Raw genomic sequence first — 25,530 nt, 5'->3', positions numbered from 1 at the left:
CTCGCGAGCAAACAGCCAGCTTTCAACGACCATTTCAAACGGGACCAAGGGCATGTCATCTGGCTCACTCTTCGGGTTCGACATGCTCGCCACGGACAATAGCTTGCACAAACCGAAGTTTCATCAATAAGGCCTGCATCTCCGCGACGTCCAATCTTGTGGTGTTGTGCGAGTTGTAATCTGTCGATTGCGAAATCTCGATCTCGCCTTGCTCGAAGAATTTTCCATAGTTCAGATCGCGCAAATCTGGTGGAACACGGAAGTAGTTGCCCAAGTCCTGCGCTGCCACTCTTTCCTCTCGGCTGAGCAGAGCCTCGAACAATTTCTCGCCGTGTCGCGTACCTATAATCCTGATCGGATGCTCAGGGGCCCCCAGCAGGCCGGTCAGGGCCCTGGCCAAGGTCTCAATCGTAGCTGCCGGGGCCTTCTGCACGAAGATCTCACCGGGATTGCCATGCTCGAAAGCGTAAAGCACCAGGTCGACCGCGTCGTCCAATGTCATCATGAAACGGGTCATGGCCGCGTCAGTGATTGTGATGGGCTGGCCGGCGCGAATTTGGTTTGTGAACAATGGAATTACCGAGCCGCGCGAAGCCATCACATTGCCGTAGCGGGTAGCGCATATGGCGGTTTTGTTGCTCGATCGCGACTTCGCGACGATGACCTTCTCCATCATCGCCTTGCTGATACCCATGGCATTGATTGGATACACCGCCTTATCCGTGCTCAGGCAGATCACACGCTCCACACCGCAGTTTATGGCGGCTTCCAGGGTGTTCTCCGTACCCAGCACGTTGGTCTTGACGGCCTCAAGCGGGTAGAATTCGCAGGACGGCACCTGCTTGAGTGCGGCGGCGTGATAAATGAAATTCACCCCTCGAACGGCGTTGAGGACGGACTGATAGTCGCGCACGTCCCCAATATAGAATTTGACCTTGGGGTTGTTGTATTTCTTGCGCATGTCGTCCTGCTTCTTCTCATCCCGGCTGAAGATGCGGATTTCAGCTAAATCGGAATCGAGAAATCGGCGCAAAACGGCATTTCCGAATGAACCAGTGCCGCCGGTTATGAGGAGGGTCTTGCCGGTAAACATCGAGCATCCTTTTCTACTTCAACTGGCTGCTACAGAACGGAACATTGCCAGAGTGTCAGATCGCGCCGCGTCTGATGCGGCGTAGCGTTTGGCGAATTCAATCGCGGCCATTTGGAGCAATCGTTGCTCTTGGGAATCTCTGTCCGCCGCGACCGACAGTTGCTGTCGCCATATGTCGATAGAACCGAGCGGGACTACTGTGATTGCGCCAGATGAAACGGCCCGCCAAGGGGTCCGATCACTAACCAAAACGGGCGTACCGGCGCGCAGAGCCTCAAAGATCACATGCCCGAAATTCTCCCCCAGCGTGGGAAAGGCGAACAGATCAAATGCCGCAAACGTTGCGGAAACCTCATCGGGCTCCAGCATTCCCCGATATTCGACCGCTATGTGGGACGGGAGGCGTTCAATCATGGCCTGGCAATTCTGCCAGTAGGCAGCGTCCTCTATAGGGCCAAAAATGGTGAGTTTGATTTTGCGGTCGACTCGGGAAAGGATCTCGAGCAGGCCAGCCAGATTCTTCATTGGTGATATGCGCGATATGAAGGCGATCGCCAGTTGGCCCGCTGTTTTTCGCGAATGTTCAGGGGGCATGGAGTATTTACCTGCGGCGGACACCGGATCGGCGGCAAGATGGATTTTCCCCCTTGAATAAGGAAACTGACGCTGAATATCTTCAGCCTCCAATGGGGTGGAAGCGTGCCAATGCACACTACGATACAGTCCCACCAGCTTGGCGCAGCTTAGATACATCCGTTTTTTGAGGCGCTTGATCGAGAGGGCACCGCCAGAAAATTCGCCTCGTGGCGCAATGCAGACATTCGGGCCATTTCCCTGGACCAAACGTTGTTTGAGATAAATCGAAATAGACGATCGGTATCCAAAGAAGCTGTTCAGATACAGAACATCGAAGCTATGCAACTCCGTTGCCTTGACCATATGGCTGGCGTTAAATTTTCTTGGGTCGGCATAATAAATAAAACCATTTGGTGAGCGCAGCCACTTATTGGCACGGACCCCCGGATATGGCTCATCGGAGCCCAAATCACGATCCCGTGTAAAAATGAAAAACTCAACGTTACTGCACAGAGCTTCACACATATTGGCAAGCGTGCGAATCGGCCCGCCGCCCCTGAAACCCGGAAGATAAAAGTCGACGACACAAAGAACTTTGATCTTTTTCATTTCCGCACACGCAACAATATGCCTGCCTCCGCACCTTAAGGCGGGAGCCGTAGCTACTTAGGCGCGCCCTTTAAGCTGCGCTCTTTACCGGTGGGTATCCGTGCAATCGCCCAGACTTTAGCAACTCACGATAGATGTGCTCGGCAGCTTGAGCGGCTGGCTCACGATCGAGCATAAGATTAAGTGCTCCTGGCAAGGTTGACAGCCAATAGGCGCAGACGAAGTCATGATTATACTGGTCGTCCCAGCTCGTCGTAGAGGCCAAGCTGTCTGATATAGTGCGACGGAGATTGGCAGGATTTACTACCGGGACGACGCCCTTGTGAAATCCGTAAAATACACGCCCATAGAGAAACACCTGCTTTTTAAGCAGAAGCGCCTCGTAACCGACAGTGCTTGTGAGAGTAATGACTCCGACAGACGATTTGATCAGTTGCTTTGTCGGTTCGTCCGGCCCCAGCAACCTTACATTGGGAAGAGACCGAATACGTTGGTAAAATTTGAGCGAGGGGTATCCCCAAGCGCTCATATGATCCTTGACATACAAGCGGACGCCCTCGGGCAGACTGAAGGCAATGTTGCGGATTACTTCATATTCGTCGAGGTAGGCCCCAGCGAGGATGGATGTCGAGGCTTCAGGGTGGAAGTGGATCGGGTATAAAAGAAATCGTTCACCAGCGACCGCTTTTTGATACATGCCGCGAACCCTGCCGACTTTGAGACGACGACGCACATTGCGCAGAAAGAGGCTTACATGTGTGCGCAGGGGATTGCCGATCTGGAACGAATTGGTACGGCTGTCGGACGCGTGGCGTATGAGTGCCTTGATCCTACTGAGGCGGCCACGCCGAAAGTACCGCTTAATCAAGGCGATACGTTCCAGCCCATTGATTTTCATGTAATCGGGAACGATCGTTTCTATGTTGGTGATGTAGTTCTCTACCCACTGGTGAACATCCGGCGCCACTGTCTTTTGACCATTTCGAATTCCAGCAAAAGCTTTCTCGACAGAGTCATCCGCCAAAGGATCTGCAGAAACGGAAAAGCGACCGGGTAGGCGAGAGCCGCCTAAACCAAAATAAACGGCGTGCCGTTCCTGGGCTACGAAAAGCGCGAAATGCGCAAACGTGTTGGAGACATTTTCATACAAGACGAGCTCTGTGCCATGCTTGTCGAATATCTCCTCGAAATACGTTAGCAGGGCGCTTTTTAGGTGATCGAAGAAATCGAGGTCGGCACCCTCTCCCCAGATCCCGTAGACCTGCGCACGCTCGAAGTCGGATAGTAGGGCAGAGTTCAAATCATATCCGGCATAGCGGGCTAGAATATCGAAATCGACATGATGGTTCGCAAAGAAGGACGAGAAGTCATAGATCGCAGCAAAGCCCGCGGAATCCAAGCCGTTCTCTTCGCGAGAAAACGCGCTGTCTACCGCAACAGCTACGGTGGCGCCATCGTTGCTGAACCGCGCCGCGAGTGCGTTGAAGAAATGAAAGTAGTTCGGCGCGCTATTTGACAGAAGGAGAACGTTCATCGTGGCGGCCAGCTATCGATCAGTTCAGGGAGTACGGCCGTCGACGAACGAATGTCCCGGGTCACTGTACGGCCCAACACTGCTTCGAGATTCTTAGGCGCAAGCCCAAACCCGGGTCGGACGCTGCGTACGCTGTCTCGCGTAATGACATCCCCTGCCTTTAGGTCCCGTACAAAATACAGCGACCGGCGGAACTTGACGTTCCCCTGCTCGCTCGATTTGCGCCCGTAGTCCACCTTGCCGAGCGCCTGCCAGGCCGTTTTCACGCCGGCGCACAAGGCCGCCATTTCGGTAGGTTCCAGCGAGAAGCTATCGTCTGGCCCACCGCCGGCGCGGTCGAGAGTGAAGTGCTTTTCGATGATCGAGGCACCCAAGGCCACACTGGTAATGGCGGTAGTATTGTCCAGCGTATGATCAGAAAGGCCCGTGACCAGTCCGAACCGCTCAATCATGTCGCGCATCGTGTGCAGATTGTAGTCATCGGCCGGAGCCGGATAACCGCTGACGCAGTGCAGAATGGCCAATTCCCTGCAGCCGCCTTCCCGCGCAGCGTCGATGGCTTCCCGAATCTCCTCCGCATCCGCCATGCCGGTCGAGATGATCATCGGCTTGCCTGTGCTGGCGGCGTATTTGATCAACGGCAGATCGACAGCTTCGAACGAGGCGATCTTGTAAGCTGGCGCATTCAGGTCTTCCAGGAGATCAATCGCCGTACTGTCGAAGGGCGAACTGAAGATGGTAATGGCCACCTTGCGGGCATGATCGAAGAGGAGCTTGTGCCAATCCCAGGGCAAATGCGCTTCCTGATAGAGATCATAGAGCGTGCGCCCATCCCACAAACCGCCCTTGATGCGGAACTCCTCGCCGTCGCTATCGAGCGTGATCGTGTCGGGTTTGTAGGTCTGCAGCTTGACGGCATCTGCTCCGGCCCTCTTGGCCTCCTCGACGATGCGTAACGCCGTTTCGATTCTGCCGTTGTGGTTGGCTGACAGTTCGGCAATGACATAGGGGGGCTGATCCGAGCCGATCCGGCGCCCGGCGATCTGGATATAGCTCAACTGGGTTCTCCAAGAGGTATCATTCGAATATTCCAGTCGCTTTTCAGCAACCCAAAGCAAACGATGGCGCGATACAACCCCTGGATCCGTTGTTGCTCCCGCAACAGGCCCTCCTGAGCAAAACCTAAACGTTCGTGCAGCGCGATAGAGGCCGTGTTGAAATCAACGGCTTGGCCGCAAACCTTATGCAGGTTCAATTCGCCAAAGGCATAATTCAGCGCCGTGAAGCCGAGTATTTTCCCGGTTCCTTTTGCTGCCTTGGGATCGGCATAAAAACCCCAATTCGACACCCCGCCGTCAGCGACATTATCGAACTGGACGTAGCCGATAGGGACTTCTCCAATCACAACTATCAGCAACCGGCGGGTTTGATCATTGCACAGCCGGGAGAACCAATTCCGGTGCTCGTCCACGCCAATTTCGTGCTGGGTAAACATGAAACGACGTACGTCCCAATGATTTCGCCATGCCAAGACCAAAGGCAGATCGTCAACAATCATCGCCCGAACTCGATACAGCTCAGCCATATTCACAGACCATCCGATCGGCGACCCGGGTAACACCTTCTCCGTCAGTGACCCTTGCGGCGGCGTTGCTTAGGTCAAGGAGAAGCTGACCAACCGTCCCTGACACCAGGCGCTCCTCCAAGTGCGTTACAACTTGTGAGGGCTTCTGCAGGGCTACGACGGCGCCCGACAATTGTAGCGCCGAGGCCACGGTATATTGGTTGTCTGCTAGCACCAACACAAAGCTGGGCAGGCCCATGCAGCAGCGCTCCCAGGAAGTGCTTCCGGCCGCGCCGATAGAAAGGTCGCTTTCGGCCATCAAGCGGGCCATGTCGCTCACACCGACCAGGACCCGAGTCGGGTAGCGCATCGCGGCCGCGCGGATACGCACCTGATCTATCCAGGGCGCGTGGGGCCCCATGACAACCGTGATCCGAAAATTCGGGGGCAAGGTGCCCTCATCGAGCGCGTCCAACACAGAGCCCGTGACGTTCTCCCTGTCTACACCGCCCATGGTTACGAGCACGTGCTCGAGTTTCGGTTGAACCCGACGAGCAAGACTTTCTGCGCGCAGCTCTGCGAACTCGGGCCGCAGTAGCGCATAGTCCGGTCCGAGCAATGTTATGGCGTGGGCGCTCAGCAGGCCATTGTAGTCCTGTTCGGTGCGACCGAGGCTCTGGTCGAGCAACAGATCGCAATTGTGCGGGCGGTCAGCCAAGTCGTCAATGATCATCAGGAGCCGACAGGCAGAACGAAGCTCTTCCTCCCAGCGGCGGTCTAGCCCGTAATGATCTACGATCAGACAATCCACAGCCGCGATGGCCTGGCACGTCTCTTGCGCATCTCGAGCCCAGTCCGTCCCCAGCCAGTAGGCATGGGGTGGAACCGCACACGCCTTAAAGGCCTCCTTAGGCGGCTTGGGCAGCGCGACGGCCATGTATCCGCGCTCTGCTATGAGATCCATAAGGTGGCCATTGTGTAGACGGCAAATGAACTGGCATTCCGCCCCGCGCTCGCGAAGCGCGTCAGCCAGCGTAAGACAGCGCATGACATGACCAGTGCCAATCTCGATCGAGGCATCAGTTCGAAAGGCGATCTGCAAGCGTTTCAATCGCCGCGGGGACATTTTTGGATCATTCCGGTCCCGTGTCCTGGTTTAGGATCTGGAACATAAGTTCCGCCCGCTTCCAATCCTCGGGTGTGTCGATGTCTTGCACACGATGGCGTGGCAAGAACACAGGGACGCTGCCCTGCCCCAACACAGGCTTGTTCTCGAGCCAAGCCTCGGCGCGACCCCAGTAGAATTGACCCGCATCGTGCCAGGCCTCCTCAAGGTCTTGCGAGCGGCTCCCAAGATGCTCCGGCTGGAACATCGCCACGCGTTGACCTGACGTGACACGCAACGCCCTGTGAATGGGAAAGGCGTAACTCGTCACCGAGAAGGCGAAGTCGGCCTCGGTCGCCCAAAGGATCTCTAGACCCTGTCGCAGGTCGCTCGCCTGCACAAATGGCGCAGTGGCATAGATGCAACAAACCTGTCTGGCAGGAGCACCCTCCGTCGCATGCCATTGGATGGCATGTGCCACAACGGGAACAGTTCCAGTGTGGTCGTCAGACAGTTCGCTCGGGCGCAAAAAAGGCACTTCTGCGCCGTATTCTTTTGCGACCTCGGCGATCTCAATATCGTCCGTGCTGACAATGATACGATCGAAACAGGCGCTCTGTACGGCTGCGCGAATTGACCACGCAACTATCGGCAGCCCGCAAAAGGTGCGGATGTTCTTGCGTGGGATGCGCTTCGAACCGCCCCGCGCAGGAATCACGGCGAGCCTCATAGCCCCATAGCCTCGCGTAGCACCTTAACCACGAACTCCTGGTCCGCGTCGGTCAATGCCGGATGCATTGGGATACTGATAGCCTCCCGGTAATAGCGCTCAGCCTCCGGGTAGTCGCCGTTCCGGAAACCCATCATCTGATAATAAGGTTGGGTATGCACCGGGATGTAATGCAGGTTGACCATGATGTCCCTGGCGCGCATTGCCTCGAAAACCTCTAGATGCGACACGCCTATCTCCTCCAGCTGCAGCCGGATCACATACAAATGATAGGCAGAGTAGCTATCTGGATGTTGCCACGGCAGCGTCAGCGGCAGGTTGGCCAAGAGCTTGTTGTAACGGTCCGCGATCTCGTGTCGCCGCTTTACGTACTGGGTCAGGCGAGCAACTTGGCTCACGCCTAGGGCAGCCTGCATGTCCGTCATACGGTAATTGTAGCCGAGAGCCACCTGTTGATAGTACCAAGGGCCATCCATTTCCTGCGTCATGAGCGCTGGCTCTCGCGTGATGCCATGACTTCGCAGTAGGCTCAAGCGCGTTGCCAGCTCATCATTGTTCGTTAAGGCCATCCCGCCTTCAGCGGTCGTGATGATCTTTACTGGATGAAAACTAAACACGGTGATGTCGCTGTATCGGCCACTTCCGACCGGCTCTCCCTTGTAGCGGGCGCCGATGGCGTGCGAGGCATCTTCGAGGATCTTGAACCCGTACTTTTCACCAAGGGCGTGAATGGCCTCCATGTCGCAGGGCTGGCCGGTGTGGTGAACAGGGGCCACAATTTTCGGCAGGCGGCCGACCTTTTCAGCTTCAACGAGCTTTTCCTCCAAGGCCCGAGGACAGAGGTTATAAGTACGCGGGTCGACATCCACGAAGCTCACTTGAGCGCCGCAATAGAGCGCGCAATTCGCCGTGGCCACAAAAGTGTTCGGCGAGGTCCAGAGGAAGTCTCCAGGCCCGAGGTCCAGCGCAAGACAGGCGATGTGAAGTGCCGAGGTTGCGCTGTTGACGGCCACCCCATGCCTGGCACCAGTACGCACTATTACACTCCGCTCAAACTTCGGGATGTTGGGGCCTTGAGTAAGGTTGGCGGACGTCAGAACGCCCACAACGGCATCGATGTCAGCCTGCGTAATATCTTGCTGTCCGTAGCGGATCATAGGTTCGCCTGTATTTAGCAAAAGTTTGAATTATGCCGACGACTTTGGCGGTAAGTGATTTGTGTCGAGGCGGTGGTAGGCGACAGCTTTCCAAATCATGATCAGAGTGAACGAGATCGTCATGCTGATGGGAACAGCCAGTTCGGCGTGGCTTTTGCTGAGGCACCAGGTGGATATGACAAATACCGGCAATGCGGCGATATGACTGTAGATGATAGGTTTGTCGAACCCACGCGCATAGAGAGCATAGTGAGGAACCATACCGACAGCATTGGTGATCGCGGCAAGTAGCACCCATGGGTATAGGCCGACGGCATCTTGATAGACAGCCTTTCCTACCCAATGTAGCAGGTAAGGCAGCAACGCCCAGCTTACGAAGCCAAACGCGACCGACATGGCCACGGTCTGAAAAAACATCTGCTGAACCGTCTTACGGGCAAGATTGTATTCCTGCTTGTGGCTGTGACTGATCAGTGCAGGGTAACTGAACGAGAACACACCCGCATCCAGAAATACCATAAGCGTTCCTGCAACTCCGAGGAACAACACATAAGCGCCGACTGCTTCAATGCCGCCCAGGCTCTCCATCCAATATCGATCGGCTGTCTGGATACCGCGCAAAGCGAGGGTCGAAACCAAAAAGGCCGCGCTGACCGAGATCCCTTTTCCGACCCAGCGCCAATCGATCGGTTTCGACCAACCACCAATCGGGAGTTGCTTTAGTCTCCAAATACCCAGCGCTCCTGCAGCAAGCCCCGCACATGCCCAGAGCGCCATAATGACGTTGAGGTTCCGGCTTTCTGGAAATCCGATCATCAGGGTTACAACGGCGATCGCCCAGCTGCCCTGGCGCACAAATAACGTTATGCTCGCCGCAACCTGGTCCGACAACACGACGAGCAGACGGGACACTTCCTGGTTGAAATGCTCCAGTGCCAGAATTGGAACGAACCAGCATAGAAGGGACGTTGACCAGCCCTCGAGCATTAAGATCAGGACAAAGGCTGGCAGTACAATCACGTAAAGAAGGCCGCATAACGTCAATTGGCCCTTCAGCATGGCCCCTCGCTGGTCGTCAGAGACTTGCAGTATCTCCCGCGACAGGAAGACATAAAAATCCAAGCCGACCATATATAGACCGTAACTGACGGTGGCTGTGAAAAGCCCGTAGTATCCGACCGACGTCGGATCGATGTACCTGGCCAGGAAGAATACGAACAGAAACCGGGTCAACAGAGTGCCGAAACGCAAAACAATATTCAGCAGACGGGCTGCTCCGGCAACCAAGCGCTCATTTCCCTGCGGCAGGGACGCCGTTACGATGTTCAACGCCCAGCCTCGACTTGACCTTGCACTCCCAGCCATTCAACGAGCGCCAAAGCCGGTGAGGACTGTTCTAATTGTCCGGAACACAATTAGCAGGTCCAGCCACGGCGAGAAGTTCTTGATATAGTAGAAATCGTAGTGAAGTTTCTCTAAGACCTCTCCAACGGCCGCAACATGGCCCTGATTAACTTGCGCCCACCCTGTAATTCCCGGCCGAACGATATGCCGATACCTATAAAAAGGTAATTCCGCCTCGTACCATATCGAAAGAACGAGGGCCTCGGGTCGAGGTCCTATCCAGCTCATTTCTCCGCGCAGGATATTGATAACTTGTGGCAGTTCGTCGATCCTCGACTTTCTCAACAACCGCCCTAATCGAGTAATGCGCGCGTCACCGTCTTTGGTAATTGCCTGTTCCTTCTCATCAGTACCGCGAGCGCCAACTCTCATCGTCCTAAATTTGTAGACCCTATACACGTTGCCTCTGTAGCCCATCCGCTCCTGTTTAAACAACGCAGATCCATTTGACTCAAGTCTGACCAACACGGCGACCAATAAAAGGGCCGGAGAAAGAAGAATCAGAGCAGCCAATGCAGTAACCCAATCGATCACCTGCTTTATCTTCAAATAGGCCTGATTCGGATTTAGAGAGCCCAGAGTGTTTTCCGAAAGGTGTTCGATCTCGACACGACCTGTCAGGGACTCGCTGATCTGCTTGATATGATAGACCGGCGTGCCGGAAAGCGCTCGATCGGCAATATAGCGCTCCCACTCGTCTGAGAGATCAGCCCGAAGGTCTGCGACCACTCCGCTTGCATGTTTTACAATTTCGTCAGACGAACGTATCCAATGCCAGGCCACGCCGGGTATATTTCCGAGCCGATCGACGTTTCCCCCAGGGACTACAGCCAATCGGTACGGATCGAGCCGCCGCGTCACCACGCTTATCGCAAAGTACCAAAATGTTGACTGAAAGAAGCTGGCGGCCGCCTGGAACCGGCTGTAGTCAATTCGCAAAAAGAAAATCGTCAAAAACACGAGGCCGTAGGCTAACGCAAAGGTAGGCAGAATGTATCCAGTTGCTGCTACCCCGGGAAAATTCGCGATCCGGCGGTATAACGTGTAGCCAATGATATGTGCGATAACCGCAGCGACGATCGTGATCTGCATGTTAGATGAATAAATAACGCCGTACCCTATCGAAAGACGGATCAGAGCAGGCACAACGATGGCAAACATCAAACCGCCCACCAATTGAAAGCGCATCCGCAACAGAAGATGTCTTTGGTTGGGCAAATTGACGGCGCGAACATTCATGTTCATAGGCTATCTGTCCGGTTATTTGGTAGGGAGATATTTGTCGTCATGGCGGCATGAAATGGCACAAGCCGTGATCCGCTCGCCGACTTCTTCCCAGCGAAGAAGTGTCACTAGGGTGTTTTGCCACGAGCGTGGGAACGATTGACGTCTTTTGTCACCCTGATCTGTCTCGGTTTGCAAGTCGACCAGATACGACGTTCCATCTACTGCCTTAGACGACCAGCACAACATGCTCCGCCTGAAGGCTCATCCATGATGCACCATTCGGCCATCTTGAAATGAAATCCAACCAGTGTGTAGTCCGTCCAGCCCGGACTAACGGTCTTGTTCTGCCCGCGCCGAGCAAAGTTCTTTGACGAATGTGCAAGACCACGGCTACCGCACTCCCGGGTGAAGCGGGGAGTTTTCACATGCAACGAGGGGGATCAAGCAAGCGAGCAATAAAGCGCTTTGATCACGCAATTACGACAAGACCGCTCGATTCCAGATCAATAGGAATTTCGCCATTCATGATGGCGACAAGAACGCGGGCCCGCCCTGTGGAATCAAGCCGATCAAGGCGACCTATCAACTCCGCGAAAGGCCCCGATAGAATTCGAACAGAAGATCCCGGTTTGAGGCCACCGCTGAAATCAAGCAGGCCATCTTTGCCGGTTAATGCAATGAAGCGCTCGACCAACCCAATAGGGACCGGCGATGGCCTATCCCCTCGCATGATCAAAGAACGAATGCCGATAGTTCCGTTGATCGAGCGCCAACGTTGAAGAGTAACGTCTATGGCGACAAACATATACCCAGGAAAATATGCTGCCGTCCGCGTCGAGAGCTGTCGAGCGTGACGAACTGTTTTCTTGCCGCGCGGCACGAATGAAAGAAATCCCTGTCTGTGGAGATGTTGTTCAGCTATGGTCTCTTTGCCCATAGATACACCGGCAACATACCACCTAACGCCATTATCTGCGGCTGGCGAATTCTGAAATGCACTCCGCTCGGTGCTATACAGTCCTGAGAGCGTCACAATACTTATTCCACATTTCTTCGACCGCTATGGGGAGATCATTTATGCTACATCTTTCAGACTCGCAAGGAACTATTTTTCTAAAAATCGGCATTGACTGAAAGATTATGAAATACTTTTGTTATCTATAACTGTAAATTAGCTGTCGCTAATATTTCATCTATTGGCTGTAGCGATTGTTATGTAAGATATTTCATACTTGTGTGATGGCCGCCTTTGTCATATTTCTTTCTCGCACGGCAGGTACGCAAAAGCTTTGTGTAACGAAAAGTTGGACCGTGCCGATATTGCGGAGCCATATGATGCTTGTGTGTTAAACGCAAGTCTTGACTGGCGCGGTTTTTCGCTACAATCGATTAAATAATAATCGCGTCAAGGAAGGTCTGTAGCGGGCTTGACAGGGTTTCCTCGCGTTGTTAAGCGCCGCCTCGCGCTCCTCTGCCTTAGAACTAGATCTCCAATCTCTGACTTTGTTTTACATCCGTTCTTGTCGATTGTAAAATGATGCGCTACGGCCCTGGGCTCCTGATAGAGCGCTAAAAGTGAGTGGCTCATTTCAGCGCGTGAGACAGCATCGTTTATAGCGCTGTGTTGTGTCGCCCGGTGGTTTATTCTTTAATATCGCAAGGCGAGGCGACTTGTCACGTTTCTGTTAACGTAATGAACTATCGGTTGATTTAAGAGTGGCGTTTTGGCAGGATTTCCTAAGGCTTTTGTGTAGTCCTGTTGTTACTATTGCTAACATTTGTTGGCTATTTGTAGCGACATATTGTGCAACGGTACGGTCGGGCACAATTTTCCACGTGGCCAGAGACTGACAACGCTGTGAACTAGGTCGGCTTTCTGTAGTGGATTGAAGGAACTGTCTGCATGTGCGGTATCATTGGAATTGTCGGCCAAATGCAGGTTGCGTCGCTCATTGTCGATGCCCTGAAACGGCTCGAATACCGCGGCTATGACTCGGCCGGCGTCGCTACCATCGAGAATGGCGAGCTCGGCCGCCGCCGGGCTGAAGGCAAGCTGATCAACCTCGAGCGCCGGTTGAAGGAAGAGCCGCTCGACGGCACGATCGGCATCGGCCACACGCGCTGGGCGACGCATGGCGTGCCCAACGAAACCAACGCGCATCCGCATTTTTCCGACGGGGTCGCCATCGTCCACAACGGCATCATCGAGAATTTCGCAGAATTGCGCGATGAGCTGATGCGCGACGGCTATACTTTCTCCTCGCAGACCGACACCGAGGTCGTCGCGCATCTGGTGGCGCGTGAACTGGCCAAGGGACTGAAGCCGGTCGCGGCGGCGCATCAGGCACTGAAGCGGCTGCACGGCGCCTTCGCGCTGGCGGTCATGTTCAAGGGCGACGAGGATCTGATCGTCGGCGCCCGCAACGGTCCGCCGCTCGCCGTTGGCCACGGCGACGGTGAGATGTTCCTGGGCTCGGATGCCATCGCGCTCGCGCCCTTCACCAACTCGATCACCTATCTGGAAGATGGTGACTGGGCGGTGGTGCGCCGCAACAGCGTCGTGATCTACGACATCGACGGCAACAAGGTAGACCGCAAACGTCAACAGTCGCTCTCGACCAGCTTCATGGTCGACAAGGGTAACCGCCGGCACTTCATGGAAAAGGAAATCCATGAGCAGCCGGAGGTGATCTCGCACACGCTGGCGCATTATGTCGATTTCGTCTCCGGCGTCTCGAAGCCGCTCGATCTGCCGTTCGATTTTGGCAAAATCGACCGGTTGGCGATCTCGGCCTGTGGGACCGCCTATCTCGCCGGCCTGATCAGCAAATACTGGTTCGAGCGCTATGCGCGGCTGCCGGTCGACATCGATGTCGCCTCGGAGTTCCGCTACCGCGAGATGCCTTTATCCTCGAACGACGCGGCCTTGTTCATCTCCCAGTCGGGCGAAACCGCCGACACGCTGGCCTCGCTGCGCTATTGCCGCAAGGCCGGGATGAAGATCGGCGCGGTGGTCAATGTGCGGGAATCGACCATGGCGCGCGAATCCGACGTCGTGCTGCCGACACTCGCCGGGCCCGAGATCGGCGTCGCCTCGACCAAGGGCTTCACCTGCCAGCTTTCGGTTCTGGCTTCGCTGGCCGTGCGGGCCGGCGTCGCCCGCGGCACCATCTCGCCCGAGCAGGAGCGGATGCTGGTGCGCGAACTCTCCGAAGCGCCGCGCTTCGCCAGCGAGGTGCTGAAGCTCGACGGGCAGATCGAACGGATCTCGCGCGATCTCTCCCGCCACAAGGATGTGCTCTATCTCGGCCGCGACACCAACTTCCCGCTCGCCATGGAAGGGGCGCTGAAGCTCAAGGAAATTTCGTACATCCATGCCGAGGGCTATGCCGCGGGAGAGCTGAAGCATGGACCGATCGCGCTGATCGACGAGAACATGCCGGTCATCGTGATTGCGCCGCATGACCGCATTTTCGAGAAGACGGTGTCCAACATGCAGGAAGTGGCGGCGCGCGGCGGCAAGATCATCCTGATCACCGACAGCAAGGGTGCGGCACAAGTGAGCGTCAAGACGATGGAGACGATCGTGCTGCCGGACGTGCCGGAAATCATCTCGCCGATCATCTACGCGCTGCCGATCCAGATGCTGGCCTATTTCACCGCCGTGTTCATGGGCACGGATGTCGACCAGCCGCGCAATCTGGCGAAATCGGTGACCGTCGAATGACTCTTTCAACCCAGCGTTCACCGCAGTCGACCTTCCAACCCGTCGCGAACGGTGGTCAGGGTTCAGACTTGGTCGGAGCAGAATGAAATATTATAAAGTCGCCGAACGGGTCGCTTTTGGGGTTATGCTGGTTGTCGTCCTTGCACTCGCGTTGTTGCCGTTGCCTCGCCTAAAGGATTTTGGGATCGACATCGGCTTTCACTACGACAAGTTGAACCACATCACGGCGTTCGCCGTCCTGATGTTCCTTGGAAGCCTCGGCTGGCCGGAGCGAAAGATAAGGCTGATTATCTTCCTTGCGTTGGTTGGCGCCGGCATCGAGGTTCTCCAGGGGTTGCCGTTGATAGCTCGCGATGTCGATATACTCGACTGGGTTGCTGATTGCGTCGGCGTGGCATGTGGCCTCGCCGCCGCGATCTGGGGGGAAAGGACTGCCTGATGATCGACGGTATTATGCCCCGAGCGTCAGAAAACGCGCTATTGTCCGGCTTGTTGCCCTCGACATTGGGAAGGCAGCCTCGTTCGCGGCGGATGCAGTGGTTGCCTCGAACATTCTCGCCAAAACGGTTCCGAAGGTCATACGCCTTCAACGGCATCAGAAAGATATGCCGTCCCGCCTGATCGGAAGCGACCCAGTTTCGTCGCCTGTGCTCGAATCAATTGTCTCGGCGGGTTTGGACACGTCGAGATAGATCAATAACACTACAGCGGCAAAATACCCTATCTGGAGAATGGCAGCGACGAGCATCGCCCAGCCTACCGTTCGCCAGATCGAATCGGTTGTATGGTAAACCCAGATCACGACGACCAGCAGAGTGATCGTCGCACCGACAAGAAACCTTGGAAAATACATATCCCCAACCCCAACGCCGCGCTCTCGCGAAGCCCTGCCCGCCGGCCGCACAAGCGAACTAAGATATTCATGTTTCGCGCGAGCTTGCAAGCAAGCAGTCTACGTTTAGTTACTTTTGCCCCAAGCATTGGAGGCATGCCATGATCATTGATCAAGATGTCTTATTGTTTCCGTATAACGATCGCTTGGTTGAATGATTCTACGACTGAACCAATGGACTGCGTAACGTGACCGCCATAGAAACTAAATTTGCTACCGATACCATTGCAGCGTTGCCTATCACCACGTTGGACTCTTTCACTCCTCGCGTCTGGATTATCGCGCCGCGTATTGTTTGGTTCATATCACGTATCATGTACACCTGCTTCCGATAACGCAAAAGTTGACACCAAAAATCCGCGTCAAAACATACTTCGCGGCTCATAGGTTTTTAAATACGTGTCTGTGCAATGATTTCCGCCGGAAGCTCGATCTGCCTACACGTCTTAAGATCTGTCTGGCTTTACCTCATCCAAGCTTATTTTTTTGGTGATCGCCTGTATAACATTACTGCGCGGCACGCGCCATTCGCACGAAAGTGCCATGCCCTTCGCGTTGTTGGTAGAGGATCGTGGCATTCACCGTTGGCGATGATGTACTTCCCCAATCACAACGCATGGCTTACCTCTTCGAAGCGATCACAGATGCCTCCGTCAGCCTAGCGGTTAATCGTCGATTGGCTTTTGCCTATTGGACCACCAAATAAGGTAGATTGGACCGAGCTTGACTACGGGCATCCGCCTCTGACGTTCTCGAGCGCGCAGTTCACGATAATTCTTGACCTTCAACGTGCCGCCGGGAAGCCTTATTCGAACAGTCACTGAAGAACCCCTAGCCTGGGCGCAAGAGACGGCTAGACAGCGCTTCCCGATCCGAAAGTCAAGACATACCTTTCAAAGTAAGTTATGTGCGTGAGCAATGTTTTGTGAGCCGGCGCTCTTATAGTTTTGGCGCGCTTGTTTGATCACTTCGGCTTTTGCGGAAGTTTCGCGAGCCTTGCACAAATAATAAAGCGATGTAGCCTCGCTGCTTACCCTTTGCGGTAGTAGGCATCCCAAGCCAGCTTGATGTCGGCGAAGGACCATTCCCTGCGTCGACCGTAGGCGGGGCTTGGGCGGGTGAAGCACTCGTTCAGTCCCGTCTCTCTCTGGAATCGCATAAACCACGCCGTGGATTTTGGCTTGCCGCGCGCCGTCGGCTGAATCCGGCGGATGAGCTCGCTATGCGCCCAATGGTCTTGCGGATTGGCAAGGCAGGCCGGGTCCGCCAGGTAGGCCCGGAGTTTCTTGAGGGTGGCGTCGTCGGGCGCCTGATGAAGTTCCGCACGCAATGACGCGACGGCCAAACTCGCTCCCTCTCGAGCAGCTTCCGTCAGCATGTCGCGCAGCTGGGTGCTGGTCAACACAAGCGCCTGCATGACTTCCATGGGCATAGCTTTCGTTGTGGATTGTCGCGGCTGAACATCGCCGCAGGCCCATTGCCTCACAAACGAAAAATGACGTCAAGCACTAGACGCCGAGCAGGACGCCAAGCCGTTCAGTCACCGGGCGCATCGGGTCTACAAGGCCGAGGTCGTAGATCATGGTCGTTTCAAGATTTCCTTTGTGGTCGACGTAGTGTGACACGGCCTCGTGCGATACGCCTTGGGCTGTCAACATCAGGGAGATGGCAATCCGCTTGAGGTCGTAAAGCTGGAAATACTCCGGAACGCCCGGCATCGCTTTGAACCTGTCCAGCCCCTTGCGGAAATTGTCGCGGGGCTGGGTCATATCGGTGTGCGAGGGGAACAGTAACTTGCTTTCAGGCCAGCGGAGGCGTTGGGCCTGCACCATCCCGGCCACCCTAGGATGGATCGGCACCGAACGGTAGGCGTATTCATAGAGCGAACGCGACAGTTTGATGCCCTTGGTGTTGTGCTTGTGCCAGACAAGCTTCTCCAGATCAAAATGGTCGAATTCCGCCTTGGTCAGATCGCTGGGGCGGGCCATGGTCAGGAACAGGATGCCCATAAAATTGGAGAGCTCCTCCATCTGGTCGTTGGCGGTTGCCACCTGCCCCTTGACCAGAGCCATGTTCCGTTTGGCGAACCCTTCCAGGTGATCAATTTCAGGCGGTGCCTCGAACACCGGATAGAAGATGTGAGCTGCGATTTGGCGGATCTGCTCTGTTGAGTAATCCCGGCGTCGGCGTATAACCTTCCGGGCTCGGATAGGAGTGCAGGGGTTGCGCATGTCCACCAACTGCATACGGATGGCCCAGTTATAGAGCGCCAGTACGTGCCGTAGCGCGCTGTTGAACACGTATCCCGACGAAAATTGCTTCTGGAATTCCTCGATATTCAGCGGCTTGATCGAGGAAAGCGGCCGGTCGGCGAACATCGTCCCGAAATCTTTGTAACGACGCCGACTGTTGTGGCCGCGCTTGCTTGCCACCGTCGGCGTGGGCCGCAGCCAATGGGCCACAAAGATCGCGAAATTGTAGCGGTAGCCGGCGGAGAGGCCGCTCACATGGCTTTCCCAATAGCGGTCGATCGCCTCACGGACCGTTAGAAGATGAGCACGGCGAGGGTCGGTTCGGTCGAAATCTGGATTATCCCCGACCTCCAGGCGGCGTTGCCGTTTGCCGACCGCCAGCCGGGCAGAGGATACGTTGAGGACGACGGTAGACCCGAGCACTGTTCGATAACGCCTGCCATTGAACCTGTAAGCATGGACAAAGGCCTTGTGCCCCAACTCAGTAACACGGAGCCCCAGGCCCGAAACGGAGTCACTTCGTATACGACCGTCCACTCCAACTGGATAATCCCAGTATATTTCCTGACCTTTCCCAAGTGGGCAACTCGAAGTAAAAACAAGATCGTCAGTCAAAAACAATTTAGGCATTTCATGTAACTTCCATGTAACCGATTTATAGCAAATGTTACATAGAAAGTGAAGTAATGATGTTGAGTACATCAACAAAAATGACCAGAAAACAAATGATTACGAATTTCAATAATCTCGTATTGTCGTACGGTTGGCGCTCCGAAGGAAGGGGTCGTGCGTTCGAATCGCGCCGGGTGCGCCATATTATTCAAATAGTTACATGAAAACCGATCCAGTCGATTCTTCCCATGTATCTTTCATGTAACCGATCTTTGGTCGGGACGTTCATCCGGCACTAATAGTCACTGGAATGGGGCGGATCGGGTTCTCCGTCCGCGACAGTGTCACCAACTGACCCCTCGCCCGATCTGTTTTGCGCGGCACTTCCCCACGACCGAGCATCGCCCTTTTGGAGGAGAAGTGAAAAAAGCAGGAGGAAAGCCTTGAGCTCCGCCTCCTTCGTTTTCCTACCTGACTGCACCCCACTGGGCCAGTGCACAAATCACACACCGGCCTGTCAGAAATTTCCCCACCGCCTGTCAGAACATCTGGAGCGAGGTACCATAGGTCTCAAGACCCAACAATCAGCAAGGAACCTCATGACTATGCAACTCACTTTCAACAGCCTTTTCAGCCGTCTTACCTCCAACAAGGGCTATACGATCGACCAGACCATTCTGATCGTCGCCATCATCGCCATCCTTATCACCCTCGTGATCATCACCGTGGGTTGGCAGCTCATCAACCGCTCCAGCGGTACCAAGGCCGGTGCCCAGCTCAAGCAGGTTGAAGACGCTAACGGCCAGTTCTATTCCGGCCAGCACGTGTGGCCGCACGTGGCTCTTACTACCGCCGGCACCCCTACCAGCAACATCGCCGTTTTGGTTAATAACACCATCCCCGCTGCCAGCTGGGCCAGCAACATCGACAAAACCGACCTGCGCAACATCCTGCCCGGCTTCCGCATAACCGGCACCGGCACCTCCGCCGTGGTTTACCATGGTTTCGGCGGTGGCAACTCCACGACCGGTATCATCACCGAACAGGCCAACACCATGGCCACCGTCGGTAGCGACCAGCGCATGGTTGTCCAGTTTGCTGACATGCCCCTGGCCGACGCGAAGGAAGCCGACAAGGCCATCGATGGCGCGATCGACGCCACCAAGGGCCGCGTGGTTTACGGCACCACTGCCTGCCTGAACAGCACGCTCGGCGGTGCGACCACCATCCCGACCGCTCAGCCAACCGCCAGCCTTGTAACCGTCTGCTACGCGGCCAACACCGTCAACTAAGCCTGAGCCTACCCAAAAAGCCGCCCCACCGGGCGGCTTGTTGCGCTTTTACTCCGCTTCACCGTTCATTTTCGGCTCGCCCCATCATCACGCGCCGGCGCCTGACCTAGGCGAAGTCGGCCGAGGTGAAACAGCCCGGCGTGGCGTAGCCGCAACGGCGGTTGCCCCATTTGGCGTCACTGGCGACGCCAAGCGGTTGAGGTTGCGGTAGAGTGGCCTATGCATCTCCTATGCCGCCTGTCGCTGCTCGCCGCCTTGCTGGTGGTGGCGCCAGCGTGGGCGCAAGATTGGGGCGCTGTCGCCAATATCTCCGCCACCATGGGCGTCACAGGTGGCCGGCTTTGCTATGGCGAGGCTAGCCGCGGCGATATCGGTTGCCCTTCAGATGCGCCAATAATTAGCGGCTCGACCATTTCGGGCACGTTTGTGGGGGATGGATCCGGCCTCACCGGCGTCACGGTAGCCACCGATCGCATTGTGAGCGGCACGAGCGCCGCGATTATCAGCCCCGACGGAACCGTTACCATGCTCGGGCGACTGGAAATCGTGACTGGCACCAATGTGGTCTCCCTCGGCAAGGGTGCCGGGTATAGCAATACCGGGAGTAATGTTACGGTTGTCGGCAAGTCGGCCGGAAATTTCAACTCAGGCTCCAACGTCGCAGCGTTGGGCGATTTTGCCGGTCAGAACAATCCCGGGAGTGCCCTCACGGCGGTCGGGCATGCCGCCGCGCAGAACAACACCGGAAACAACGTCACCGCCCTGGGGGCTTGGGCTGGCACCTCCAACACCTTCAGCAACGTCACCCTGCTGGGCTACAACGTCTATACCGCCGACAAGTCCAACCAGGTGGTGCTGGGCAACGGCAACGTGGTGGAAGTAAGCACCAGCGGCGTTTATGTCGGCAAGGGCGTTAGTATCACAGGCACCATCTCCGCCACCAATTTCGTCGGTAACGGCTCCGGCCTCACTGGCATCAGCACGGTTACCGACCGGATCATCTCCGGTACAGCCAGCGCCATCATTAGCCCCAGCGGCAACCTTAACCTCCGGGGCTTGCTGGATATCGTCACCACCTCCAACGTCGTCGGCATCGGTTCTAGCGCAGCCAAAAACAATACGGGCGTCCAGGTCACCGCCTTGGGCTATGCCGCAGCCCAGAACAACACCGCCAACTACCTCACCGCCGTTGGTTATGCTGCGGCCTTGTCCAACAGCATGCCGAATGTCACCGCCGTGGGCACCAACGCGGGATATAGCAACTCCGGCACCAACCTCACTGCGGTCGGTATGAGCGCTGGCCAAAACAACACTGGCAGCAACCTCACCGCCTTGGGCTATGCTGCGGGTCAGAATAACAGCGGGGATTATTCCACCTTGGTCGGTGGCCTTGCCGGGCAGAACAACACTATGACCCACCTTACGGGCATCGGCTATTTCGCAGGAAAGGACAACACGTCCCCCTTCGTGACGGCAGTGGGTGAAGAGGCCGGCCAGCTCAACTCCGGCTACGCCCTTGTGGCGGTAGGCGTTGCAGCCGGCAAGTACAATACTGGCTCCAACTCCACCGTCATCGGCTCCTATGCAGGCCAGTACAATACGGGCCTCAACGCTGCCACCTTGGGTTATCTTGCGGGACGGAACAACATCGGCAGCAACGTCACCGCCCTAGGTGCCTATGCTGTCTACAGTAGCGTCGTGTCCAATACGTTCAGCAACGTCACCGGCGTTGGCTTCAACGCCCAGCCCAGCAAGTCCAATCAGGTGGTTCTGGGCGATGGCAACATCGTCGAAGTCTCCACCACCGGCGTCTATCTCGGCAAGGGTGTCAGCACCACCGGCGTCGTCACCGCCACGGCCATCTATCTGGCCGACAACCCCGCCATCACTTGCGGCCCATCCACCTACGGCACCACCAAATTCATCAACGGTCGCCCTTATTACTGCCGCCAGTAGGAAGTTTCATCAGGACTTGCCGCTTATTTCTGGGAATGGGCGGTCCCGGCTTGCCGGCCACGCTGCGGGCAAGTAAAGAAGCGCTCGTGGCAATCCGACATTACTCGTCCATGGGTGTTTTATGCACGGCGGTGAGGAATTGAGAAAACAGCGGCGTCGGCGCGTTCTCAAAGGAGCGACGATACTGACAGGTATATCAAATTCTGAGGTCAAGTGCACTGTCCGAAACATGCATTCCAAAGGTGCGGAGTTGCAGGTGTCAATTGAAGCGCGCGTTCCGGATGAATTCCTTCTCTACATCCCGATTGACGGCATAGGCTATAAGTCTGTTGTTAAGTGGCGACGAGCAGACAAGATCGGGGTTATGTTTTTGAGAACAGAACCAAAGCCACATTGGCACTACGGTTAAGTATAGGTTTTCGAAACGGCCTTAGCTCCATTTTTGAGACAGCAGTACACTAGGACTCCTTTGCCCGCTCTTAGCCTTGCAATCGCTTACGAAGGTCGGTCCATGGCAGTTCCATTCGTTTCGGATTTTGGTAATTGTCGGTTGCGAGAAAGCAGGTCGATGGAACGTTTCAAAGTCGAAGAGATGGACGGCTCAAAGATCGTCCGTAGCGTGTCAGTCGCGGCACAAAGCCATGTTCACGCAGTGGTGAAGGCGATACCGCGACCCCTCAAGCCTGGTCGCGTACCTGGTGAGCCGTGGATACGCGTTACCGACCCCAGTGGTTCGTCCAGAGAGTTTTCTGGCGGATGCTAGCCCAACCCATGTCACTCCCCTCGCTCGCGAGCAGCTCGATAGTGTTCCTGTTGTGGTATGGAATGCTTACCGTTGGAGGAATGGGAGGTTACGACGTGTTCGAAGATGGCGAATCTGGCCGAAACGGAGACCAGACGTGTATGTTCTGGATCGTGGTAACCGTTTTCGCGATAGCATTCGCCACTTGGTGGACGGTGTAAGGAAAGAAGCAACGTAGGTGGACTGAGCGCACCTTTCCCTACTGTGTTCTCTGATGTTCTGACCAATGCGGCGCTGGCGAGTGGGGTTCTATGTACCGACCAATCGAGCCCAGGTAGGCAATGATCTCCGGTAGCAAAAAGTCACGATCGCCAAACTCTTTGCCTATGCGCTCGAGATTCCCCGGCGGCTGCCACCATCATCGACCATTGGGACACCACCAATCAATTCCCGCAGATGTCTTCCAGTGGCCAAGCTCCGCGGCCGCGCCCGAAGCAAAGCAGCAAGAGTGCAATAGTAAAGGTGCGTCACTCTATAAGGGCATCAAACAACGCGGTCTGTCGTGCATCTGTCACACACCACCCCTACACGCACACTGAGGCGTCCCGCGACTGACATTTCGGGGCAGCCAGTTGGGGTATGAAAAAATGCAAGACAGCTGCCTGTCAGGTCGCTGTGTCTATGGTCGTTACCTTTCCGTCTTCCTGCTGTAGCCTTTCAACCGGCCGCAATTGGGGACGAGCGCGCGTGGCCGGCAAGTCAGATACATGACCAGATTTCCAAATCCGATGGTTGGGATATCCCACGAAGCCTTGGCGGGTCTGGTGGGCGAGGCGGTGCAACAGGCATTGACGCAGCATGGTGTCCTGCTGGACGCCGAGGCGCTCGTTTCCGTCAGCGCGATTGCGGGCAGTGTGGCCGCCGCCCTGCCCTTCCTGCCGCAGGCACAGTCGCTCGCGATCGGCTCTCTCAAGGGCGACTTGACTGCGCTCGCCTCCGAGTTCTTCCGCACGATGGCAAACAAGATCGCGCACAGCCACCCCGCCGGAGCGGACTACGCTTCGGGGAGGCCAGCGCCGGCGGCCGGACCCGGCCAGCCTGCGTTCCAACACGTTGCCGAGGGAGCCGCAGAGCTCCAATCGATGGTGATCGAGGACTGGGCGGGCGAAGTTGCCGGATCGACCTATTTGGAAGAGAAGCTCCGCATACCGCGCTCGACGCTTCATCGCTGGCAAAGGCGCAACGAAGTCATTGCCTTGCGTAAGGGCGGCCGCAAGCATGTCTTCCCGCTAGCCCAGTTCATCGACGGCAGGCCGGCGCTAGGGATCAGTGAGGTGCTGTCCCTGATTCCCAATCCAAGGCTGGCCTGGTTTTGGTTGGCTCGCCCTTCACCAGATCTCGACAGCCGCATTCCCATTGAAATGCTCAAGCACGACATGGTGCACGAGGTCATACTGGCCGCACGCGACTTTTCATCGACCGGCAGTATCAACTCTTGGGTTTGACGTTCTGATTTTCAAATCGATTAGTTTGCAATTGTAATGCCGCTCACTAGATGAGTAACGTCCCTTTACAAAGACAGTCATAAATAGACTCAACTCAGGCTATCCCACGTTTCCTTTGTGCCGCTTGTGCAATCTGTGCCAAATTTAGACGCATCTTCGTGATATTTCCGCAACAATACTTCTTAAATAGCCAAAGAGCCGCTTTCCAGTTTCAATCTCCGTTTGTGCACTGCAGCGAAGTCGGCCATGTCGAGCGCGAAGAAGCCGCACGGTGCGCGACTTTTTCAACGATGAGGACGGGGTGGCAGGAAAGCCCAAGTGACCTGCCGAAGCCTGTCTTGAACCTTTGACTGGAGATTCAAGAAAATGAACATCAAGAGCCTTCTTCTCGGCTCCGCTGCGACCCTGATCGCAGTTTCCGGCGCCCGCGCCGCCGATGCGGTCGTCGTCGCCGAGCCGGAACCGGCCGAATACGTTAAGATCTGCGACGTCTATGGCGCAGGTTACTTCTACATTCCCGGCACCGAGACCTGCCTGCGCATCGGCGGTTACGTCCGCTATGACGCCGGCGTGGGCGACATCGGCACGTTCGATGGCGCTAAGACCACCGACGTACAAAACGGCAGCGAGAACAGCACTTGGTTTAAGAACACCCGCTTCACGCTGAAGACTTGGACCGGCCAGGAAACCGAGCTCGGCACGTTGAAGACCTACACCGAAACGCGCTTTAATTTCGGTGACAAAAACCTTGTCACTGATGGGCGCGGTAACGTCGACAGCAATCCCGCCGCCAACAAGCCGGTCGACCTGCATTTCGCGTGGATCCAGCTCGGCGGCCTGCGCGTCGGTAAGGATGAGACGCCCTACGACGCGTTCATCGGCTATGCCGGCAATGTCATCCAGGACACGATCATCCCGTACGGGATCAAGGACACCAACGTCGTCAGCTACTACTTCGACGCTGGCAGTGGCTTCTCGGGCGTTGTCTCGCTGGAAGAAGGCTCAGGCGCCAACACGATCGACAGCTATGTTCCGCATGTCGTCGGCGGCTTGAAGTACAAGGCCGACTGGGGTGCGATCACCGGCGTTGTCGCCTATGACAGCAACTACGAGGAAGTGGCCGGCAAGGTTCGTTTGGACGTCAACGTCAGCAAGGAACTGTCGCTGTTCGTCATGGGCGGCTACGGCACCGACAACAACCTCACCGACCCCACCAACGCCGTCAACGCTCATGGCCGCGGCTTCTACAAGCCGTGGGGCGGCAAGTGGGCTGTCTGGGGCGGTGGCACCTACAAGTTCAATGCCAAGGCAGCGTTCAACGTCCAGGCTTCGGCTGATGACGACAAGAACATCGCTCTGGCTGCGAACGTCGCTTACACCATCGTTCCGGGCTTCACGATCACGACCGAAGTCGACTGGGACCATTTCGGTCACTTCGATGATGGCACTCCGTTCGGCAACTTCACCAAGGCCGACAAGAAGGATAGCGTTGGCGGCATCGTCCGTTTCCAGCGCAACTTCTGATCGAACCCCAGCCGATCAGAAGGGAAAGG

20 protein-coding genes are annotated in these 25,530 nt (G+C 56.0%); 7 read left to right on the top strand and 13 right to left on the bottom strand.

Translation table 11 applies throughout. From position 1 onward, the window contains the following. Positions 1–64: 64 nt before the first annotated feature. The 11 genes from AC07FD_RS00105 to nusG all read right to left on the bottom strand — a co-directional run bounded on the left by AC07FD_RS00105 (position 65) and on the right by nusG (position 12,032). The gene (locus AC07FD_RS00105; RefSeq protein WP_095204565.1) at positions 65–1,093 is read right to left on the bottom strand and encodes a polysaccharide biosynthesis protein; all 1,029 of its coding nucleotides are present in this window, start codon (positions 1,091–1,093) and stop codon (positions 65–67) included. An 18-nt stretch (positions 1,094–1,111) separates the two neighbouring features. Then, positions 1,112–2,278 (bottom strand): glycosyltransferase, encoded by a 1,167-nt coding sequence (locus tag AC07FD_RS00100; RefSeq protein WP_478348186.1) that lies wholly within the window; start codon positions 2,276–2,278, stop codon positions 1,112–1,114. A gap of 70 nt (positions 2,279–2,348) precedes the next feature. Further along, entirely contained in the window at positions 2,349–3,812 is a 1,464-nt protein-coding gene (locus AC07FD_RS00095) for a capsular polysaccharide export protein, LipB/KpsS family (RefSeq protein ID WP_478348185.1), read from the bottom strand. Further along, entirely contained in the window at positions 3,809–4,870 is a 1,062-nt protein-coding gene (pseI, locus tag AC07FD_RS00090; RefSeq protein WP_478348184.1) for a pseudaminic acid synthase, read from the bottom strand. Before pseI ends, AC07FD_RS00095 begins: the two co-directional genes overlap by 4 nt. After that, the gene (pseH, locus tag AC07FD_RS00085; protein ID WP_478348183.1) at positions 4,867–5,397 is read right to left on the bottom strand and encodes a UDP-4-amino-4,6-dideoxy-N-acetyl-beta-L-altrosamine N-acetyltransferase; all 531 of its coding nucleotides are present in this window, start codon (positions 5,395–5,397) and stop codon (positions 4,867–4,869) included. The genes pseI and pseH overlap by 4 nt, the downstream gene beginning before the upstream one ends. After that, positions 5,390–6,478, bottom strand: a complete 1,089-nt coding sequence (gene pseG, locus AC07FD_RS00080) for a UDP-2,4-diacetamido-2,4,6-trideoxy-beta-L-altropyranose hydrolase (RefSeq protein ID WP_478348182.1) — start codon at positions 6,476–6,478, stop codon at positions 5,390–5,392. The genes pseH and pseG overlap by 8 nt, the downstream gene beginning before the upstream one ends. A gap of 31 nt (positions 6,479–6,509) precedes the next feature. Then, the gene (pseF, locus tag AC07FD_RS00075; protein WP_478348181.1) at positions 6,510–7,211 is read right to left on the bottom strand and encodes a pseudaminic acid cytidylyltransferase; all 702 of its coding nucleotides are present in this window, start codon (positions 7,209–7,211) and stop codon (positions 6,510–6,512) included. Beyond that, entirely contained in the window at positions 7,208–8,368 is a 1,161-nt protein-coding gene (pseC, locus tag AC07FD_RS00070; protein WP_478348180.1) for a UDP-4-amino-4,6-dideoxy-N-acetyl-beta-L-altrosamine transaminase, read from the bottom strand. Before pseC ends, pseF begins: the two co-directional genes overlap by 4 nt. Positions 8,369–8,398: 30 nt before the next feature. Beyond that, the gene (locus AC07FD_RS00065; RefSeq protein WP_478348179.1) at positions 8,399–9,697 is read right to left on the bottom strand and encodes a lipopolysaccharide biosynthesis protein; all 1,299 of its coding nucleotides are present in this window, start codon (positions 9,695–9,697) and stop codon (positions 8,399–8,401) included. Between the two features lie 36 nt (positions 9,698–9,733). Next, complete coding sequence (locus AC07FD_RS00060) at positions 9,734–11,017, bottom strand: sugar transferase (protein WP_478348178.1); 1,284 nt, start codon at positions 11,015–11,017, stop codon at positions 9,734–9,736. A gap of 451 nt (positions 11,018–11,468) precedes the next feature. Then, a complete protein-coding gene (gene nusG, locus AC07FD_RS00055) occupies positions 11,469–12,032 on the bottom strand; it encodes a transcription termination/antitermination protein NusG (protein ID WP_478348177.1) in 564 nt (187 codons plus the stop codon). Between the two features lie 870 nt (positions 12,033–12,902). On the opposite strand from nusG, the gene glmS reads away from it, so the two are divergent. After that, positions 12,903–14,726: a glutamine--fructose-6-phosphate transaminase (isomerizing) gene (gene glmS, locus AC07FD_RS00050; protein ID WP_478348176.1), complete on the top strand. Its 1,824-nt coding sequence runs from the start codon at positions 12,903–12,905 to the stop codon at positions 14,724–14,726. Between the two features lie 82 nt (positions 14,727–14,808). Next, a complete protein-coding gene (locus AC07FD_RS00045; RefSeq protein ID WP_478348175.1) occupies positions 14,809–15,165 on the top strand; it encodes a VanZ family protein in 357 nt (118 codons plus the stop codon). Positions 15,166–16,648: 1,483 nt separating this feature from the next. On the opposite strand, the gene AC07FD_RS00040 is transcribed toward AC07FD_RS00045, so the two are convergent. Further along, positions 16,649–17,044, bottom strand: a complete 396-nt coding sequence (locus tag AC07FD_RS00040) for a hypothetical protein (protein WP_478348174.1) — start codon at positions 17,042–17,044, stop codon at positions 16,649–16,651. A gap of 82 nt (positions 17,045–17,126) precedes the next feature. Further along, positions 17,127–18,293, bottom strand: a complete 1,167-nt coding sequence (locus AC07FD_RS00035; RefSeq protein WP_478348173.1) for a tyrosine-type recombinase/integrase — start codon at positions 18,291–18,293, stop codon at positions 17,127–17,129. Positions 18,294–19,087: 794 nt separating this feature from the next. Here AC07FD_RS00035 and AC07FD_RS00030 point away from each other — a divergent pair. From AC07FD_RS00030 to AC07FD_RS00010, 5 genes are all read left to right on the top strand, one after another. Next, on the top strand, positions 19,088–19,774 hold the full coding sequence (locus AC07FD_RS00030; RefSeq protein WP_478348172.1) for a hypothetical protein: 687 nt from the start codon (positions 19,088–19,090) through the stop codon (positions 19,772–19,774). Between the two features lie 219 nt (positions 19,775–19,993). Beyond that, on the top strand, positions 19,994–21,730 hold the full coding sequence (locus tag AC07FD_RS00025) for a beta strand repeat-containing protein (protein WP_478348171.1): 1,737 nt from the start codon (positions 19,994–19,996) through the stop codon (positions 21,728–21,730). Between the two features lie 121 nt (positions 21,731–21,851). Then, positions 21,852–22,139 (top strand): PilZ domain-containing protein, encoded by a 288-nt coding sequence (locus tag AC07FD_RS00020; RefSeq protein ID WP_478348170.1) that lies wholly within the window; start codon positions 21,852–21,854, stop codon positions 22,137–22,139. 1,100 nt (positions 22,140–23,239) lie between these two features. Beyond that, positions 23,240–23,977 carry an antitoxin Xre/MbcA/ParS-like domain-containing protein gene (locus AC07FD_RS00015; RefSeq protein ID WP_478348169.1) on the top strand — a complete coding sequence of 246 codons (738 nt, stop codon included), beginning with the start codon at positions 23,240–23,242 and terminating at the stop codon, positions 23,975–23,977. A 366-nt stretch (positions 23,978–24,343) separates the two neighbouring features. Further along, positions 24,344–25,501, top strand: coding sequence for a porin (locus AC07FD_RS00010; RefSeq protein ID WP_095090594.1), 1,158 nt, complete (start codon positions 24,344–24,346; stop codon positions 25,499–25,501). The last annotated feature ends 29 nt before the right edge of the window (positions 25,502–25,530 follow it).

The sequence above is a fragment of the Mesorhizobium waitakense genome (genome assembly GCF_056431085.1).
This window is presented reverse-complemented; position numbering and strand designations above follow the sequence as displayed.

What these genes read in the sequence shown, in the direction of transcription:
- AC07FD_RS00025 (WP_478348171.1), top strand. Translation starts at nt 19,994, where the DNA reads ATGCATCTCCTATGCCGCCTGTCGCTGCTCGCCGCCTTGCTGGTGGTG.
- AC07FD_RS00030 (WP_478348172.1), top strand. Translation starts at nt 19,088, where the DNA reads ATGCAACTCACTTTCAACAGCCTTTTCAGCCGTCTTACCTCCAACAAG.
- AC07FD_RS00040 (WP_478348174.1), bottom strand. Translation starts at nt 17,044, where the DNA reads ATGGAAGTCATGCAGGCGCTTGTGTTGACCAGCACCCAGCTGCGCGAC.
- AC07FD_RS00060 (WP_478348178.1), bottom strand. Translation starts at nt 11,017, where the DNA reads ATGAACATGAATGTTCGCGCCGTCAATTTGCCCAACCAAAGACATCTT.
- AC07FD_RS00010 (WP_095090594.1), top strand. Translation starts at nt 24,344, where the DNA reads ATGAACATCAAGAGCCTTCTTCTCGGCTCCGCTGCGACCCTGATCGCA.
- pseF (WP_478348181.1), bottom strand. Translation starts at nt 7,211, where the DNA reads ATGAGGCTCGCCGTGATTCCTGCGCGGGGCGGTTCGAAGCGCATCCCA.
- AC07FD_RS00100 (WP_478348186.1), bottom strand. Translation starts at nt 2,278, where the DNA reads ATGAAAAAGATCAAAGTTCTTTGTGTCGTCGACTTTTATCTTCCGGGT.
- AC07FD_RS00045 (WP_478348175.1), top strand. Translation starts at nt 14,809, where the DNA reads ATGAAATATTATAAAGTCGCCGAACGGGTCGCTTTTGGGGTTATGCTG.
- AC07FD_RS00095 (WP_478348185.1), bottom strand. Translation starts at nt 3,812, where the DNA reads ATGAACGTTCTCCTTCTGTCAAATAGCGCGCCGAACTACTTTCATTTC.
- pseH (WP_478348183.1), bottom strand. Translation starts at nt 5,397, where the DNA reads ATGGCTGAGCTGTATCGAGTTCGGGCGATGATTGTTGACGATCTGCCT.
- pseC (WP_478348180.1), bottom strand. Translation starts at nt 8,368, where the DNA reads ATGATCCGCTACGGACAGCAAGATATTACGCAGGCTGACATCGATGCC.
- glmS (WP_478348176.1), top strand. Translation starts at nt 12,903, where the DNA reads ATGTGCGGTATCATTGGAATTGTCGGCCAAATGCAGGTTGCGTCGCTC.
- AC07FD_RS00105 (WP_095204565.1), bottom strand. Translation starts at nt 1,093, where the DNA reads ATGTTTACCGGCAAGACCCTCCTCATAACCGGCGGCACTGGTTCATTC.
- AC07FD_RS00020 (WP_478348170.1), top strand. Translation starts at nt 21,852, where the DNA reads ATGCACGGCGGTGAGGAATTGAGAAAACAGCGGCGTCGGCGCGTTCTC.
- AC07FD_RS00015 (WP_478348169.1), top strand. Translation starts at nt 23,240, where the DNA reads ATGACCAGATTTCCAAATCCGATGGTTGGGATATCCCACGAAGCCTTG.